Source organism: Rothia sp. (in: high G+C Gram-positive bacteria) (assembly GCF_015265375.1).
GTDB lineage: Bacteria > Actinomycetota > Actinomycetes > Actinomycetales > Micrococcaceae > Rothia.
The window spans coordinates 18,062-35,704 of sequence record NZ_JABZXW010000015.1 but is presented as its reverse complement, the minus strand read 5'-3'; the positions used below and the strand labels follow the sequence as shown (position 1 = coordinate 35,704).

Genomic DNA, 17,643 nt, shown 5'->3' with positions numbered 1-17,643 from the left:
CGGGGCGCTGAACCATTTAACCGCCACCGGAGATAGCGGTGGGTATAAGAGCCGGGGGTAAGAGCCGGGAGTAGGAGTCAGACGTAAGAGGCGGGGGAGAAGAGCCGGGCGCGTTCGCCCCTAACCGCAAAACCCACCCAGAATACGCCAACCCCGCGGTTCGCCCCGTACACTTAACGGCATGTTCAGCTTTGGTTTTTCCCTGGTCATCGCAGCCCTCGTCGGCATGATTCTCTACAGCTACCTGCGCAACCGCAAAGTGAGTGCCCCGCGCCTACCCGGCAATGACGGCGGCAACATCGGCTACGCGGGCGGCGCAGAATACCAGGAACCCTCGCCCGAATACCAGTACTTCGAGAGCCGCCGAGAAGCATTCCTCGACCAGCTCTACAGCCGCACCTCCTCACCGGAAATCCCCGTCACCCTCACCCTGCGCGACTGGGTAGACCAGGGCTTCTACGTTGAAGGAGGCGCCTACTGGGCAGCCGCGCAGCAGTTCACCTACTACCTCATCGACGGCGGATACGTGCGCGCCTACGACACCGAAGGCGACGAACTCACCGCCCAGCGTGTGCTCACCGACCGCCCCGCTGCCCTGCAGCTGACCCCCAGCGAATACCAGCGCCGCAGCAACCGCGCCGCATAAAAAGCCGCCTCAACGTGACCGAATGGCGGCTGTAGCGTATAGTTAAACCCGTCTGTCTGCGCCCCGCAGCCCAGGCACCCCACCAGAAGACAACGAAGGAAGGTCCCCATGGACGTCATCATGAACGTACTCATGGTCATCATCGCCATCACCAGCGTGATCGCAGTGATGCTTGTGCTGCTCAACCGCGGTCAGGGCGGCGGCCTCTCCGACATGTTCGGCGGCGGTATGACCAACTCCCTGAACTCCTCCGGTATGGCGTCCAAGAACCTGATCCGCCTGACCGTCACCGTGATCGTCATCTGGGTTATCGCAGTGGTCCTGTACGGCCTGGCAATGCGCTTCAACGGCCAGATTGTCGTCTAGCCAGAGCCTTAGTTAGAGCCTCTAGACAGAGCCCACGCCACCCCTTCGCGGTGAGCCAACAGAGCTTCTCCCCCGGCACTTCTCAACCGAGAATGCCGGGGATTTTTTATGCACCAAACGGCAATGACGAAAGCGGTAGCGGGGCGCGAATCTTTACGGCATGATAGGACATATACACCACATACGAAAGGCAAAGAAGCCATGAGCGCCTACACCCTCGACTACACGTACACCGCCCCGTCAGCCCTCATCGACGGCGCCGACTCCCGCGCGCTCAGCCTCGCCACCAGCGGCGGCAGCACCCCCGAAGGTGCCGCCTCCCACCCGTACTTCTTCTCCGGGTTCCTCGAACGAGCAGACGTCTACGCCACCGCACTACTGGTCGTCGCCCGGGTCGCCCGCACCCGCTTCTACGTACCGCCCAGCTCCCTCGCCGGAGCCCTACGCGCCGCAGACCCCGTCGTCACCAGTACCGCCGAAGGCCTACGCTTCGAATCGTTCAGCGCCTGCTGCGGAGTGTACGCGCGCCTCGACGTTGACTCCAGCGCACTCGACGCAAGCCACAGCGCCGTAGGCGTCACCAATGTAGACGTCAACCAGCCCCTGCGTGCCGCGCTCGCATCCCTGCGGGCGGGGGAGCCCATTCACCTGAACGTCGGCGACGACGGGCTGCTCACCACCACCCTTGACGGCTCCGTCATGGAGGAGAAAGTGCCGCTGCCAATCCGCTGGCTCAAGGGCTTTGCAGAAACGCAGATGCTCTCATCCCGCATGAGCCCCGTGCACAGCCTGGACGCTGCCGCCGCCCGAACCTTCATCCACTCCCTGCCGCGCAACTCCAGCACCAAGGCGGTCCTGTGGGCAACCCGCGCCGTGCGCTCCCTGCGTCTTGCCACCCGCGCCACCGCCGGATCCGTATGCGTGGCGGGCCCCGAGCGCCTGCGCGTGCTCGAGCCGCTCATCCGCCACATTCAGCGCCTGGACGCGTACAGTGAGCCCGTGACCGCCGGTAACGCGCCCGTGCCCAGCGTGTGGGTCGCGCACCTGCCCGGCGCACGCCTGAGCATCGGTCTGAGCCCCGAAAAGTCACGCGGATTCTCCGGTGAAGGGTCCGTGCTGCAGGCGCTGTCTAACCCGAACACCGCACAGAACGCTGACATGCTCAGCGTGTTGCTTTCCTTCGAGCCGCGCATTGACGTGCCCGTCATGTCTGCCCGCGCAGGCCTGGACGAGGCGGCAACCCGCGACGCCCTCGCCCTGCTGGCTTCCTCCGGTCAGGTTGGTTTTGACGCGCATGCCGGCGAGTATTTCCACCGCCCGCTACCCGTGCATCCGGAGGCGCTGACCGCCATGCACCCGCGCCTGGTCGGTGCGAAAAAGCTTGCCGACTCCGGCGCTATTGAGCGGGTCGGTGCGGGGGAGCACGGCACCGGTGAGTACAGTGTGCGCAGCGGCGAGAACACGTACACCGTGGTGCTGCCCGCCGACCCGTACGCCGTGGAGGGGTACCTCTGCTCCTGTCCCTGGTGGTTGAAGTACCGCGGTACGCGCGGCCCCTGCAAGCACGCGCTGGCGGTCAGTATTCTCTACCGCGAACACGCCGCCGGCTAGACACACCACGCACCGCACTAAAAGACGACGCCCCAAAAGCTCGCCTCAGCTTCCACCCGAAAGACCACCATGAACGCACGACCCGAAACGCGCACCTTCCCCGAAGGCGTCATCACCGAGCCGCTTCCCGGTGAAGTCATCCACCCGCTCCTCAGGCAACAGAAAACCTGGAGCGACATCATGCACTTCAACCGCAACCTCGCCAACATTCTGGCGGTCGGCGGCACCCTCGAGCAGATTTACCGCCGCTGGCAGTACTTCGACATCATCAGCACCCCGTTTGGCTCCGAGGTCGGCAAAAATAAGCCCGGAACCGTCACGCAGGACCGCGTTAAAGCCTACGCAGAGTTCGGCTGGTTCACCGGAAGTGTTGCCATGCGCCTAGCTGAGCTCTACGGCGGGGCGCGCCTCGAACACAATGAGGAATACTACACCGCCCTCATCAACTGCGACCGCGAGCTGATCCTCCCGCTGCTGCGCGAGGACGAACAGCTCCGTGAAGAACTCATCTGGGGCATGCTCGCCGTCGAAGGCAACCGGGACGTATCCCTCACCCAGCGCGACTCCTACAAGCCCGGGCAGAAGGAGAACAACCCCGGCTGGTCGTGCGCCCTCATCGAAGCCTCCGAAACCGGGCTGATTAGCCGTGACCGCCTGATTGATGCGCTCCTGAGCTCCCTCATGAGCGACTTTCCGGCGTACCGGGTCGGCTGGTTCTCACGCCTGGTCACCGGGCTCAAACTCACCGCAGAAGAAATCGCGGCACGTCAGAGCGAATTTCTGACGCTTTTCTCCTCACCCATCGGCCCGAGCGTGACCCTCGGCGTGCAGCATATTCACCGTCTCTGGAGCAAAAACCCGCAGGCGCTGGATGCTACCGCTTTCGCCTACGCGGCACCCGCCGTGTGCGCCGGAACCAAAGCGAACGCACTCAAAATCCTGACCATGCTCCAGACGCTGTACCGTGCGGGCACCCTCGACGCTGCCGCCTGCGAAGATGCGGTGGTTATGGCGCTCAGCCACGCCCACGCCCAGGTGCAGGCCGCCGCCCTCAAGCACCTCGAAGAATGGGTGCAGGCGGGCGCTGCAGACAATGCGAGCGTCGACGCTATCGTGTTCGCCGAACGTGCCCGCGAACTCTACCGCGACTACCGATCCCAGCTGGATCCGCTCGTTGTGGCGCAGAGTCAGGAAGATGGCTCGCCGCTCCTCGAAGATGGGTACAGCCCGGAGAATAGCCAGGGGAGTGGGGATGAAAGCACCGCCCTCACTGATGCCGCAGAAATTCAAGCCGCCGCCGCGGAGGCGCTCGCCGCCTCCCGCGCCGTAATCCACCGGTACTGGGACACTCCCGTGCGCCCCGTGACCGCATCCGACGTGCAAGAACGCGCCCGTGCGCTCCTGCACCATCAGGTTGCGCCCTGCGCCACCCCCGATACGCTCAATGAAGCGGACCAGCCCGAAACGCACGCCGGATGCGAGCTGGAGCTGGAACTGCTCACCGCCTACCTGCTCAGCGCCGACGGCACCGCGCAGAGCCCGAACCTGCTCGAACAGCTTGTTCCCCTCTGCCTGAAAAAGCTGAACCACTGGGGTCTGGAATGGTTCGATATGCGCGCGCATTTGACGGTTCTTACCGCCGCCGGGAAGCTGCGCGAGCGCCCGAAGGCATCGGAGATGACCCCGAAAGAAGACCCCGGTACGGTGCCGAACCTGCACACCATGTACTCCCGCCACGCCGCGTTCTTCAGCACCGGATTCAAGGATGCCCTCGGCGTGCTACAGAGCAGGCAGAGCTACACGCCGCTCGCCACCCCTGAACTGCTCGGCGGGTGGGCGCATCCGGATACCCTGGTGCGCCGGTACGCCAAGAACCTGGCTGATGGAGCCACCATCCTGCGCCATGATTTCACGGCGGCGCTACTGCGTGTGCGCGTGCCGGAAGTGTTGCCTCCGTACGCTACCGACGAGCAGCGACAGGACGCACAGAGCCGCCGCGCTGAGGCGCTGACCCTGCTTAAAAGCCTCGAAGAGCAATACGTGAAGAACGCTCAGGAGGACGCTCCGCGCTCTGCGCCTACACAGATTCGCGTGCTCCGCTCCGCCCTCGACGGCACCCTCGCCACCGGGCGCGTCAACCCCTACCTGGAATCCATCACGGTATCCCAGAGGGAGAAAAGCTGGGGTCTTCAGCTGAACGGGGTGCAGGACGGCGCCTCCACCCCCGAGCTGAACGCTTTCCGAGGCCTCGCCGCCGTCCACCGTGACGAAGAAGGACAGTACACCCTGCTTTACCCCTCGTGGGCAGAACCGCTGGCGTACTACTGCGCTAGCAGCAACTGGTACACCTTGGACCACTCCGCCTTCGACCGCGAACTCTACCTGGCTTTGGCGGCGCACCCCGGGGTGTGGGGTCCTGCATGCGCCTTCGTGTTTGCCGCGGGTTTCTCGGAGCAACGCGTCGAGATTCGGTCCCTCGCCGTGGAAATCATGCACCGCGTGCTGGATGACCAGCTCAGCCTTGAGGATGCCACCGCAGGGTTCGTGAATTTTGTGCCGCTGGCGATGCTGAACCGTTGGGCGCTTGCCCTGACCGACTTCGCTCAGCTGGATGCACGCCGGGTGGTGCGCTTCTTCGCGCGCCTCATACCGCACCTGGATACCGGGGCGAACTCGCTCGGTAAGCTGCTGGGCGCTTTCAGCCAGGCGTTGGCGACTCTCGACCCCGCCACCCGTGCGGAGCTCGTGGACGAGCCGCTGCGTACCTGGTTGGGTTCGCTGACCGGTTCTTCGCAGAAGGCGCGGTACGCCCGGAATATCCTCAAGCAGGTGCAAGGCTAAGCGCCCCGCCCGTTCAGTCCCTCCGCTCAACTCGTCACAACCATTCACCATCAACTCCGAAAGCAGGTACCAATGACTGATACCGCCCAGCCGCACAACGCCAGCGAACACGGCGCCAGTGAGCGTAACGCAGGGGAGCGCCCCCTCGAAGAGCGCCGTGCCGCCCTCAAGGCCCTCATCGCGGCAGAATCAACTGATGTGCAGGAATACCACGCCGTCATCACCGGCGCCACCGAGGAGGAACGCGCCTCCCTTGCCCGAACCCTCACCCCCAGGAGTGTTATCGGTAGCGACCACATTAACCGCACCCCGCTCGCCGCCTACGTTGCCGGGGCGCTCGTGCGCACCCCCGATGGCGACCCGTGGGAATACCACCGCTCCGCCGGCCGCGCCATGCGCACCCTGCTCTGGGAAGGACGCCCCGACCAGCAGCTGATTGACGCGTTCCTGCTCGGCGCCACCGAACGCCCCGACGAGTGGATTCTGCGTTTTATTGAGGGCCTGTCGAACTCTTGGGCGCGCTCGAAGAAAATTTGGGAAACCTGCTACACGCTGCTTCGCGCCCGCAACCTGAGCTGCGATGCCCCCGAATACCTGGTCCTTTTCCTGCACGAAGCCCTGCCCTGCGTGAAGAAGGACAGCGCCAGCAACCACGCCCAGCTCAAAACCTTCTTCACCCGTGACATGACCCTGCTCGACCAGGAGTTCTGGGCGGTCTTCCGCACCGAGGGGGTGCTCTTCAAGGGCTACGGCAACTACATGGGTGAAAGCGCGGAACTGTGCCGCCTCATGGGCGAATACTTCGACATTCGCGACGAGATTCTGGACGCCCTGCTACGTGGCCTGACCAGCGATTTCAGCGCATTCAACTCGGCTGCGTTCCACTCCGTCTACACCGATCTGCAGCCCACCGACGCAGAAAACCGGGCACGCTTCGGGCAGCTCATGGCTGTCCTCACCGCAGAGCCCAGCGCCTCCGTCGGATTCGCCCAGACCATGCTGCAGAACGTGCTCAAAGCCTGCGCACCCGCCGCACTGCAGAAAACCCCCGACCTGCAGCCCCTCGAACAGGTTGAGCTGGAACAGCTCATCGACGCACTCGGCGCGAACCTCTACCGCACCGAAAAGAAGATTCAGCGCGGCGCCCTGCGCCTGCTCAAGCTCATTGCCACCCAATACGCCGGTGTGAGCAAAGCCAAGCGCAAGAAGGCGCAAACCGCCGAGCAGGTGGCGCTCGCCAACTATGTTGCTGACCGTGTTCTTGAAGCCTACGAGGTGCTACCCCTGGAGTTGCGCGGCGCTGCGGAAGCCTGCCTGCCCGAAGACCGCCTACCCCAGCCGGAAGAGGCGGAGGCGGCGGGCGCCTCCGTAGAGGTGCCGCCGGTGCTGTTGCCCGGCACCCCGCACCATGAGCCGTTCACCCCCATCGCGGACGTGAACGAGTTCTGCGCCCTGCTGATCGAGGAATCGAACGCCCATCTCGGTCAAATCGTGGGGGCCGAACTCCCCGTTGCGAGGGGAGAGAACCTGGCTCGTCTTTACCACTTTGCGGCGACCGACAAGCTGGCACCGGCGGATCAGCAGCAGCTTCGTACCCTGCGCAAGATTTCCAGCGAATATTACTACAACAACGTCGCGTGTATGCCTGCGCTGTGCGCCGTGTTGGATACTAACGCCGAGGCCATGGGATGCAATTCCTGGGAGCTATCCGAGCTGACGCCGCTCCTGCAGTATTCCGACCGTAGTGAGATGGTTGCACGAGCTCGCCCGAGTAACGCGCTCCTGAGCAAGGAAGAGATGATACGTCTGACTATTCAGAATAAACACCATCTTTGGAATGCTGACTACAAGCCGTTGAAGGGTTACCGTGACCTCTACGAGATTTTCCGCGAGCAGATGCGTGCCGTCGCCGCCGGGGGAGAATACCGCACGGAAGGACGCACGGTGCGTCTGCTGAGCGCACCACTACCCGCCCGTCAGCTTACCTACAGTGACTGGACTTATCGCACTGTTTCTGGCCTGGATATGCCCTGGAGTGGCTACAACCGCGGTCTCGATTTTGATCGAATTGAGGAATACCGGCAGGCCAGCCAGAAAGGTCGTCTCCGCGAGGCAGGTTTCAAAAAGTTTAACGTTGAGGAATTTGTGGAGTACCAGCCCATGTGGCAGGTCAAGGGCGACATTGCGGATACCGCGGATAAGGCGCGCGAGGTGCTGAGCCACGCAACCGCTGGCATGAGCCCCGAGGAGGCTACCGCCTACGAAGCTCTTAACACCGCCTTCATTCCCTTCGTATATTTGCTGAATCTCGACAGAGTTGACAGCTGGCTGGGTGACTTCCTCCCGGCGCTCACCGAGTGGGCGTCCTGGCTGCTTCAGAACAACCCGGACCTGCTCTCGGCATACTTCATGTTCGCTGGGAGGGCCACACTCGACTATAAAAATGCGACTCCCGTATTGCCGATTCTGCGCGCGCTGAGGGAGTCCACCGTGCAGGTGGGCGCCCCGACCTGCACTCTGCTCGGTTACGTGGCGAGCGCGAAGAACCCCGAGTACCGTCTGGCGGCGGCAGAAGCTATCGCGGCGCTCTTTGAGGCGGGCCTGCTGGATGCATCCACCTTCGCTGAGACCCTGAAATGGGCCCTGGAGGACGGGATGGTCCTTCCGAACCGCCTGGTGGCGACCCTGCGTGAGGTGTCGGCTATTAGTCCGCTGGCGGGTTGGCGTGTGTTGCAGGTTCTGCGCCTACTGTTGCCGATGGTTGGTGGGCTGACGAAGGGCGGCGATTATGTGCGCCTGGCGGTGGAGCTTGCCGAACTGTACGGTACGCCGGTTGAGATTCCCGCCGAACTGGAGCCGAAGATGAAGGGCTCCACGGTGCTGGCGAAGAGCCTGCGCGCCCTGGCCGCGGTGACCCCGCGCGTGACTGAGGAGGCGCTTGCCGCCCGCGAAGCCGCGCTCGCCCTGCTCGAGTCAGGCTCTGAGGAAGCCCAACGTGGCTGAGAAGACGTGGAGTGCCGAATACCTGCAGGAGTTTCTGTGGCGTATTGTGCCGGGCCGTTCCATGCGTTCTATGGATGATGAGGCGATTGCTGAATTCTTGAGGGAGCATCCGGAACACTGGGAAAAAATCTGGGCGCTGTTTACCGTGGAGGGCGCCATGCCCTCGAATGGTCTAGCACTCTGGTTTATTTATGATGCGCAGCTGACTATTTGCGGTCATGATTTGCTGGTGTATTTGGCGGAGCATTTTCCGCAGTATCGAGCCTGGATTGAGGAGGAGTGCGTTCAGGCGTTGCTGTGTGATTATGCGCCGCAGAACGCCCGCGTTTTCTCGCGTGCCTTTGAGGCGCTGACGGCGGTTCCGAAGGGTCTGCGGGGTGCTGAACGTAAGCAGGCTTTGGCGAAGCAGGCGCAATCCTATGCTCGGCACGGTGCGCTGATTCCGGCGTTGTTGGCTTCGCCGGTGGCGACCACGGCTGCTTTGGGTGCGCAGATGCTGCAGAGTGTTCTGCAGGTCTGCGCGCCGTCTGGCGGTGCTACCTCTGCCGGTCAGGCGCCGCTGACTGCTGATGAGCTTCAAACCCTCGTAGCGGAGGCATTACCTGCCGCCGCGCAGTTGCTGTTCCGGCGTGAGAAGAAGCTGATGACTGCCGGTTTGAATGTGCTTGAGTTGAGTGTTCGGGCGGTGCCGGAACGTGCCGGTGAGGTGTCTGCATATGTGCAGGATGCTGTGGAGGTTCTTCCTCTGGAGCTCAAGGACCGCGCACAGAAGCTGTGCCCTGGCACTGTGTCCAGCCAACCCGGCTCGATTCAGCCTAGTTTGATTCAACTCAGTTCGATTCAACTCAGTTCGATTCAGCCCGCCTCAGATCAGCCGCCCCATAGCGTGCAGATCCCGGATGTCCCTGCCCTTGGGTTCTCAGCCTCTGAGCTGAACGCCGCCCTCAAAGCAACGCCGCAGGCTGGGCGCGCCTCCGAAGCCACCCGTGATGCTATTCGCGACGACCGGGACTGCGAGGAGCTACTGTTCGCCCTCTACCACCTCAACGAGAGGGAGCAGTCTGTCCGCCGCATCCCGGCGCTGCTGGCCTACCTGCACCGGGCGCATCAGGAGGGGCGGGTCATTGAGTTCAGTCCTGCTTTTCAGAAGCATCTGCGCCGCTACCTGAGTCGTGCCTGGCATGATGGTCGCGACCAGTTGCGGTATCTGGCGTACCGTCTGCTGGTCCAGCATGTGCACGCCTCAGACCCCGCGGCGGTAGCGGAGCATGTGGGGCGTTTTCAGCCTTCTGATTTTTACTTTAGGGGGTACCCGCGGAAGGGTAGCGAATATTGGGCGTACCGGTCGCCGACGGCACTATTCCACGAGCAGCTTCGCGTTGCGTTCGGGGATCAACCCTATAGCAGTGAGGGCGCGGCGGGGCAGGGCTTTGCGCTTCTGCCGGCTGAGCCGCTACCTGCGGTGGAGCGTTCTTTTGAGCGTACGGTGATTCGTTTCAAGTCGTACCGTGAGGCGTTTCCGAAGGTTCTGCACGGCGAGTATGAGGTGAATGATTCCACCTATGAGCTGTGGCAGGTGCCGGGGGAGGAACCAGCCACGGAACGGAGCACGTTCACGGCGGCGGCGTACACGGTGGCTGGTGCTTGCGCGGAGTATCCGGGGCGTTCCCTGGAACATACTGAGGTACCGTCTGTTGCTCTAGTGTGCGGTTGGTATGCCTGGGCGATGCGCCACAACCCGGACCTTCTGGCGGCGCAGTATAAGCCGTTGCTGAGTGTGTATCAGTTCTCTCGCCTTCACGGTTTTGAGGAGGTTCTGCAGACGCTCGGTGTGGCTGAGCGTGCCCTGGGTGTGCCGTCGTATAACTTCCTGGCGTGGGCTTCTGTAGTGCACGCCGCGGAGCGTCGCGCGTTGACGGCGGAGACGATTGCATCCCTCATAGACCGCGGCAACTGGGATGCGCACCTTTTTGCCAGCGAGCTTGGGCACCTTCTGGAGCGCGGCTGGTTTGGGGTGAATCGTCTGGTGCAGACGTTGAACGATGCCGCTTCGCTGAGCCCTTTGGCGGGGTGGTCTGTCTTCCAGACGGTGCGCCAAATCCTTCCGTTAGTTCCGCAGGTGAGGCAGGGTGTTCCCATCGTGAAGCTGGCGGTGGAGCTTGCCGAACTGTATGGTACGCCGGTTGAGATTCCCGCCGAGCTGGAGCCGAAAATGAAGGGCTCCACGGTGTTGGCGAAGAGCCTGCGCGCCCTGGCGGCGGTGACCCCGCGCGTGACCGAGGAGGCGCTTGCCGCCCGCGAAGCTGCGCTCGCACTATTGGGCGAGTCCTAGCCCGAAAAACCTACCTGCCGGTGAGGATACTTGCCCCTTAGCTAGAGCCTCACCGGCGGGTGGAAAACCCCAAGCATGCTTCGGTGACGAAACGGTTTGACCACCGTCGCGGGGCGGGAGTACTCTATAGGTAATGGCGGATCATGAAGAGTCCTACTTTCTGAAATATCTTTTTCTTATATTTGTCGGATTCTTCGCTTCCCGCCATTTTTCTTTTAACCGCCGTTCCCACCGCGATGACGGGATGCAGATGACTGGCGAGCCCCGCACGGAATGACGTAACCGCCTGTTGCCTCGCGAATACGCACCCCCGCAGGTCACCGATGACCAAACGCAACGACAGCCCGCGCCCACGACGCTACGATAAGAACATAAACACACCACCGACGGTGACAGTCGGGTGAGACCAACGGAAAGGACGACCCGTGACCACTCCCTACGACGCATCCCCCTACCTGCAGGAATCACCCTACCTCAACGAATCCGCCTACCTTCACGGCGAAGCACCCGAAGGCCTCAGCCCCCTCGTGCGCCTCATCCTGATGCGCCGCTACGGCGTGTACGTCTTCACCGACCTGTACGGCCCCGCCTACCGCTCGAACTACTCGAGCATTAATGAGCGGCACCAGGCTGGTGTATTCGACACCGACCTGGGGCGAGTATCCGCCCTGAGCAATTGCGGCCTGACCCTCAGCGAGGAATCTCTCGCCCAGGCGCTGAAGGTCAGCACCAACGAATTTGCCCTGTTCTTGACCATCTGGTCCTACGAGTACGGGTACCGCCCCGGCCGCGTGTTCCGCCGCGACTTTGATCTGCGCGCCCTGACGCTCACCGAGGAGCAGCGCTACACCGAGCAGATCATGCACTACCTCTCCAACCCGTACTACAACCCGGACGGCACGGAGCGCATCGTTGGTGGCCTGCCCGAGAACTACGTGCCCTACGAGTGGCAGCAGCCGCTGAGCCGCACCAACCTCATCGGTATGGAACGCAATCGCCGCCACCTGCAGATGGTCAGCGGTGTGCAGAACGCCCTGATTATGGCGGGTGCCCTCTACCAGCAGCTGCTCGGTCAGCAGCAGGCGTACAACCAGACCGACCAGCGCGACCTCGTGGCGCTGCGCCGTTTCCTCGCCCAGCATGATGCGCTGCCGGCTGCCCGACCGGAGAACTCCAGCCGCGAGAACCGTGTGTTCATTGCCGCATGCCTGCACCCCGAAGACGCTGAGCGCCTGCGCACCATGAAGGAGGCGCTCGCCCTCGCCGCCGCCTACTCGCGTCTGCGTTTCAACGGCACGGTGGGCGACCTGAGCCTGAGCACCGCGCCGCGCCTGAAGCTGCGTCGCAACGAACGCACCCGCATCGCGCACCTGCTCAACCGCATCATTGAGGCTGACCCGGTCGGTGCCCGCTACGACAGCGCGCCCGCCGCTGAAATGTATAAGCGCCTCGTCAAGGCGATTCACCCCGGCGACTACCCGTCGCTGACCGCGCTGAGCCGCTGGGCTGACGACCTGTACCGCGGTGAGGTGTACAGCTTCGAGTCGCTGGTGGACCGCGCTTACGCCACCCGGGATGCGCAGAACGTGGCACGTCTGCTCTCCACCCGCCCCGGCGTGTTTGCGCGCCAGCTGGTGCGCGCCCTGACCGCTTTTGAGGCGCCGCGCTACGGCATCGACACCGCACCGAGCCCCGGCCAGCAGGTCATCTTTGACGCGTTCGCCGCCGTGGCGCCGCGCGTGTCCGCACCCATCCTGGTGCAGATCCGCAACCTGGTGACCCTGCAGCGCAACGCGCTCGCGAACCCTCCGAAGGAACGCCCCGCCAACCCGGTGGCGGTGCAGGAGGAGCAGGAGCTCGCTGACTACGCGCGCCGCAACCCGGAGGGTGTCGCGAGAGTTCAGAACCTCATGCAGAACGCGGGTATCCCGAACCCGCTGGGCTCGTTCTTTGACCGTAACGCCGGCCTGTCTAACCCGCACACCTCTGTCCCCGAGAGCCCGCGAAACACTCAGCGTACCGCGGCCTCCACTCAGAAGGCTCAGCCTGCCGCCCCGCAGCGCATGAACCTGTCCAAGACCGGTATCGCCACCATGATTCCGGCGCGCGAGTACAGCCCGGCGGTGCTGGACCTGCTGGAGCGCCTGGTCGAGATTGGCCTGTCCGGCCGTCTTGCCGAGACCTCCATCTACCTGCCCGAGCAGGTGGGCGATACAATCATGCCGCTGAACACACGCAGTGCCCGCCCCTCCCTGGACGGTATGGGCCGCTACAACACCTCGACGGTGCACCTGCCGCCCACCGGCGTGATTCGCCTCTTCTGCTTCTGGGATGAGGGCGTGGACATTGACCTGTCGCTGATGATGTTCGATGCCGAAGGCAACTACATGGACAAGATCAGCTACTGGTCGCAGACCGTGAAAAACAGCCAGGGCGCCATTTACGCGCACCACTCCGGCGACATTACGGACGGTACCGGCGGCGCCTGGGAGTACATCGACATTGAGGCTCGCAAGGCGCTCAAGGCGGAGGTGTGCTACCTCGTGCCGGTGGTGCAGCTGTACTCCGGCTTCGGGGAGGCACACACCCTGGCCGCGGTGAACGACCTGCAGGCGGGCTTCATGGTGGTGCCCGCCGTGGGTGTGGGCGAGGTGCACGAGGTGAGCCAGGTGCACACCAAGTTCACCTTGCGCGCTGAGAGCCGCGGCGTGCTTCCGTTCATCGTGGACCTGCAGAACCGCGACCCGTACGACATCCCGGAGGAGACCGACGCCATCGTGAAGGTGACGGATATTGGTCTTGCCCACGGCATTAACGTGTTGCAGTCTGGCGCGAACATCACCGCCGTGCGTGAGCACTTTGACTGGGCGCAGCCCATGACGGTGCGCGAGTACCTGCAGCTGACCGGCGCGAAGCTTGCGGCGAGCCCCGAGGAGGCGCAGGAGGTGCTGGAGGCGACGGTTCCGTCGCTGGCGGCACTGTACGTGGGCTTCGAGGCGGACGAATCTTCGTAAGGAGCAAGAGCCGCAGAGTCCTGCCGCCCCTGAGCGGTAGCGCTGCATAGCAAAAGGGTGGAGCCCCGGATAGTCACCTATCCGGGGCTCCACTCTTTTGATGATGCAGTTCAGAACCGAACCTTACGGACGGTTCTCAGGAGCCAGCGACTCCTCGGTTGCAAAAATCAAGGTCTGCTTCTTACCGCGCGCACCCACCGCCGGAGTCTCCAGCAGAAGCTCCGCGTTCAGATCCTCAGCGTCCAGCTTCGCGCCAGCCAGCAGGCGGCTGGTCGCATCCTGCTTATCCTCACCGGTAATGAGGAAGAAGACGTTGCGGGAGTTGTTGATAATCGGCAGGGTCACCGACACGCGCTCAGCCGGAGGCTTCGGCGAATCAGAAACCATCACGGTCACAGCCTTACCGCCCTCAACCGGGTCCTCCGGCAGGCCGGTACCCAGCAGAACCTGCTTACGGCCCGGGAACAGGGACGCAATGTGGCCGTCCGGGCCCATGCCCAGCAGGGTGATGTCAAAGACCGGTGCGGGCCACTGGCCACCGCCACCACCGCAACCTCCGCCGCCGCATCCGCAACCACCTGCGGGCTCAGCAGCCTCAGCGTCAAATTCGTCCAGGGTAGTCTCTTCGAGGGACTGCTCGGGAGCGGACGAACCGCAACCGCAGCCACCGCAACCGCAGCCACCGGAGCCGCCGTGTTCGTGACCTGCGCCGCCACCGTGACCACCAGCCAGCGGCAGTTCGGTCGCGCCCTCGGGCATCTGCACGCTCACAGCCGGTGCGGAACCGGCGTAGTCGCGCATCTCAAAAGCGTAGTGCTCGGCGGCAGCCTCAAGGCCGGTGAAAATATCGGACGGACCCATGCGGTGCACGTTACCCACAACCAGGCCGTGCGACAGCAGGGGAGCGAGCAACGCCTCAATAGCCTGACCGTCATTACGTTCGGGGCTACGCTCGGGCACGTAACGCTCATCGGAGAACCAGAAGTGCACGCGGGACCAGTCGATATCCTTCACGCGCTCGTTCTCAGCCCACGCCTTCAAAGTGGCGATACCCATGGTGCCGCCGGTCAGCGAAATGTGGGCAATCGTGCGCTCAGAGAGCACGTGCTCAATGATGTCGAGGATGCGGGTCACCGCGTCCGCTGCGAGAGAGTCGCGGGTCGGGTGCGCCACCAGGACGGGGGTGGATGCGCCCATGTTCTGAATCTTAGGCATCGAAAACCTCCGGGTATTCTTCGAGGTCCAGCATGTCTTCAGGCTGGCAGGTATCGTCCACGAGGGTTACGGTGCGCAGCGCCTGCTTCAGCACGTCACCGTAGGTGTCGTCCGGGTCGAGGCGGCGCAGCTCCTCAGAGATGCACTCGGCGAGGGTACGCACCGGCAGCGCAATCTGCTGATCGGGTGCGTACGGGGTGGAGATGGTCGCCACGGAAATACCGGGGCGGAACATCGTCACAGAACCGTCTTCACGCTCAATGCTGACGCGGTACAGGCCGCGGTTTGCCGCGCCAATGGTGGCGAGGTGCACGGGCGCTTCAAGCTTCCAGCCGAGCCAGGTACCGAGCAGCACCACGGACGGGGACTTGCCCGAACCCCACACAACCACGCGGCGCACGGGGGAGGAAGGCATCTGTTCCATGAGCGCAGCCAGCTGGGTGCGCCACAGGGTGAGGCGGGTCCACGCCAGGTCGGTGTCGCCGGCACGGAACACCTCGGCGAGGTGCTTGAGGGCTTCCTTCGGGTCTGCTGCACGTGCCGAATCGGTGATGCGGCGCTGCGCGATACGACCGATGGAGTGCTGTGCCGGGTTCTCGGGTACCGAGTGCGGCCACCAGACCACGATGGGGGAGTCCGGCAGCAGCAGACCGGAAATCAGCGCCTCGGTCGGGCGGGATGCGCTACCCCAGCCGCGCAGAACAATCATCTCGGATGCGCCGGTGTCGCCGCCGAGGTGGATTTCTGCATCCAGCTGGTCGGGGTCGAGCGGGTCGTGGGAGATGTGCACAATAATGCGGCTCGGGTGTTCGTGGGAGGCACGAATCGCGGCGCGCATTGCTTCCCGGGAGTGGCCCTTTTCCGCGAGAACAACGAGGGTGAGAACTCGTCCACTGCTGAGGCTACCGTTGGCGGCAGTCAGGTGGCTCAGTTCCTTGTTGATGGCGGAAACGGTGGTGTTATGCAGGTGCGAGATCACGGGCGCCTCCAAGCGCGGTTGTCACGCTCAAGCATCTCGTGTGCTGAACGCGGACCCCACGAACCGGACTCGTAGGGTTCAGGCTTAATGCGGTTTTCTTCCCAGTACTCTTCGAAGGGGTCGAGGATCTTCCAGGAGAGCTCAACTTCTTCATGGCGGGGGAACAGCGGCGGCTCGCCGAGCAGAACGTCCAGGATGAGACGCTCGTAGGCTTCGGGGGACTCTTCGGTGAAGGAGTGGCCGTAGCCGAAGTCCATGTTGACGTCGCGGATTTCCATCTGGGTGCCGGGCACCTTCGCGGAGAATCGGATGGTCATGCCTTCGTCGGGCTGCACGCGGATGACGATGGCGTTCTGGCCGACCTGCGGGTTTTCGCGTTCGCCGAAGAGACGGTCGGAGGACTTCTTGAAGACCACGGCAATTTCGGTGACTCGGCGGCCCAGGCGCTTGCCGGCGCGCAGGTAGAAGGGGGTGCCTTCCCAGCGGCGGTTTGCGATGGACACCTTCAGCGCTGCGAAGGTTTCGGTGCGGGAGTCGGCGGGGATGTCGTTCTCGTCGAAGAAGCCGTTGACGTGCTCGCCGCCCTGGTAGCCTGCAGCGTACTGGCCGAGCGCGAAGGAGTTCGGCAGGTCGTCGATGCGCACAGCTTCGAGGACCTTAGCCTTCTCGGCGCGCAGGTGCTTCGCGTCGAGGCTGAGGGGCTCTTCCATGGCGGTGAGGGCGAGCAGCTGCAGCAGATGGTTCTGGATGACGTCGCGGGCCGCACCCACGCCGTCGTAGTAGCCTGCGCGGGAGCCGATGCCGATGTCTTCAGCCATGGTGATCTGGACGTGGTCCACGTAGTGGGAGTTCCAGAGGGGCTCGAACATCTGGTTGGAGAAACGCATCGCCAGGATGTTCTGAACGGTTTCCTTGCCCAGGTAGTGGTCGATGCGGAACACGGCGTCGGGCGGGAAGACTGCCTCCACGATGGAGTTCAGTTCGCGTGCGCTCTCAAGGTTGTGGCCGAAGGGCTTCTCAATGACCACGCGGCGCCAACCGTCAACGGGGTTAACGGTGTCGTTATCGCGCGATGCGAGGTCGTGTTCGGCAAGCTTAGTGAGGACCTGCTCGAATGCCTTCGGGGGGATGGAGAGGTAGAAGGCGTGGTTGCCGTGAGCGCCACGCTCGTCGAGCTCTGCAAGGGTGCTCTTGAGCTTTTCGAAGGCTGCGTCGTCGTTGAAGGCACCTTCAACGAATCGCATGCCCTGCTGGAACTGGTTCCACACGTCCTCGCGGAAGGGGGTGCGGGCGTTTGCCTCAACAGATTCACGCACGTAGGCGCGGAAGTCGTCATCGCTCCAGGGGCGGCGGCCGAAGCCGACGAGGCCGAAGCTCGGCGGGAGCAAACCGCGGTTCATGAGGTCATACACTGCCGGAAGCAGCTTCTTGCGGGCCAGGTCACCGGTTACGCCAAAGAAGACGAGCGCGGACGGCCCCGCAATGCGGGTAATGCGGCGGTCGCGAGTGTCCCTGAGGGGGTTCGCTTCATGACCGTTAGTCACAATATATTCCTTTGATTGCCTTGGTTGGTTCGTGCGGCGCGCGGTTCGTACCTTATTCGCGCGGAGGCGATGCCGCATTCTGGAAGGTGTGT

10 protein-coding genes are annotated in these 17,643 nt (G+C 63.4%); 7 read left to right on the top strand and 3 right to left on the bottom strand.

Features of this window, described 5'->3' with window-relative positions:
* Positions 1 to 181: 181 nt before the first annotated feature.
* From HXO69_RS03570 to HXO69_RS03540, 7 genes are all read left to right on the top strand, one after another.
* The gene (locus HXO69_RS03570) at positions 182 to 646 is read left to right on the top strand and encodes a hypothetical protein (RefSeq protein ID WP_296545345.1); all 465 of its coding nucleotides are present in this window, start codon (positions 182 to 184) and stop codon (positions 644 to 646) included.
* Between the two features lie 108 nt (positions 647 to 754).
* The gene (gene secG, locus HXO69_RS03565) at positions 755 to 1,012 is read left to right on the top strand and encodes a preprotein translocase subunit SecG (protein WP_005506130.1); all 258 of its coding nucleotides are present in this window, start codon (positions 755 to 757) and stop codon (positions 1,010 to 1,012) included.
* A 201-nt stretch (positions 1,013 to 1,213) separates the two neighbouring features.
* Positions 1,214 to 2,623: an SWIM zinc finger family protein gene (locus HXO69_RS03560; protein ID WP_296545344.1), complete on the top strand. Its 1,410-nt coding sequence runs from the start codon at positions 1,214 to 1,216 to the stop codon at positions 2,621 to 2,623.
* 69 nt (positions 2,624 to 2,692) lie between these two features.
* Positions 2,693 to 5,464, top strand: a complete 2,772-nt coding sequence (locus tag HXO69_RS03555; RefSeq protein WP_296545342.1) for a DUF6493 family protein — start codon at positions 2,693 to 2,695, stop codon at positions 5,462 to 5,464.
* Between the two features lie 72 nt (positions 5,465 to 5,536).
* Positions 5,537 to 8,467 (top strand): endonuclease, encoded by a 2,931-nt coding sequence (locus tag HXO69_RS03550; RefSeq protein WP_296545341.1) that lies wholly within the window; start codon positions 5,537 to 5,539, stop codon positions 8,465 to 8,467.
* Entirely contained in the window at positions 8,460 to 10,799 is a 2,340-nt protein-coding gene (locus HXO69_RS03545) for a DUF6493 family protein (protein WP_296545340.1), read from the top strand. Before HXO69_RS03550 ends, HXO69_RS03545 begins: the two co-directional genes overlap by 8 nt.
* A gap of 425 nt (positions 10,800 to 11,224) precedes the next feature.
* Positions 11,225 to 13,813, top strand: coding sequence for a hypothetical protein (locus HXO69_RS03540; RefSeq protein WP_296545338.1), 2,589 nt, complete (start codon positions 11,225 to 11,227; stop codon positions 13,811 to 13,813).
* A 123-nt stretch (positions 13,814 to 13,936) separates the two neighbouring features.
* Here HXO69_RS03540 and HXO69_RS03535 read toward each other — a convergent pair whose 3' ends face one another.
* From HXO69_RS03535 to zwf, 3 genes are read right to left on the bottom strand one after another with little or no spacing between them, the layout of a single operon-like run.
* Entirely contained in the window at positions 13,937 to 15,028 is a 1,092-nt protein-coding gene (locus tag HXO69_RS03535; RefSeq protein ID WP_296545337.1) for a 6-phosphogluconolactonase, read from the bottom strand.
* Entirely contained in the window at positions 15,021 to 16,007 is a 987-nt protein-coding gene (locus tag HXO69_RS03530) for a glucose-6-phosphate dehydrogenase assembly protein OpcA (RefSeq protein ID WP_049347008.1), read from the bottom strand. Before HXO69_RS03530 ends, HXO69_RS03535 begins: the two co-directional genes overlap by 8 nt.
* A complete protein-coding gene (gene zwf, locus HXO69_RS03525; protein WP_070830755.1) occupies positions 16,004 to 17,551 on the bottom strand; it encodes a glucose-6-phosphate dehydrogenase in 1,548 nt (515 codons plus the stop codon). Before zwf ends, HXO69_RS03530 begins: the two co-directional genes overlap by 4 nt.
* Between the last annotated feature and the right edge of the window lie 92 nt (positions 17,552 to 17,643).